The 345-nt window shown below is 70.1% G+C and carries 1 protein-coding gene; it reads right to left on the bottom strand.

Annotated features, from left to right (window positions below; translation table 11 throughout):
* Positions 1 to 345 (bottom strand): LysR substrate-binding domain-containing protein (locus F6S12_RS33195; protein ID WP_315870045.1); only part of this gene is annotated, 345 nt, incomplete at both ends.

The raw sequence follows: 345 nt of genomic DNA, 5'->3' as shown, positions 1-345 counted from the left end.
TCATCGGCGATGGTGAAAGCCGCCAGTTGCGCCAGCCCGGCACCGTGTAGCGCCAGATGGCGCAAGGCTTCGCCGTCGCTGGCCTGCACCCGGCCATTGGGCTGCAGCAGTTGGCTCTCGCCCGCCGCGCCCAGGCGCCAGCCCGGCACGGCCCGCGCGTAGTCGAAACCGAGCAGGTGGTGCGCGGCCAGATCCTCCGGGGTCTGCGGTACGCCACAGCGAGCCAGGTAGGCCGGGGAGCCAACGACAACGCCACGGGTTTCCCCGAGCTTGCGGGCAATCAACTGCGAATCCGCCAGCGGCCCGGTGCGGATCGCCACATCGGTCTGTTCCCCCAAGAGGTCT

The sequence above is a fragment of the Pseudomonas sp. JV245A genome, assembly GCF_032424515.1.
Taxonomy (GTDB): Bacteria; Pseudomonadota; Gammaproteobacteria; order Pseudomonadales; family Pseudomonadaceae; genus Aquipseudomonas; species Aquipseudomonas protegens.
Note: the sequence above shows the minus strand (reverse complement) of the source record. Positions and strands in the feature narration are given on the sequence as shown.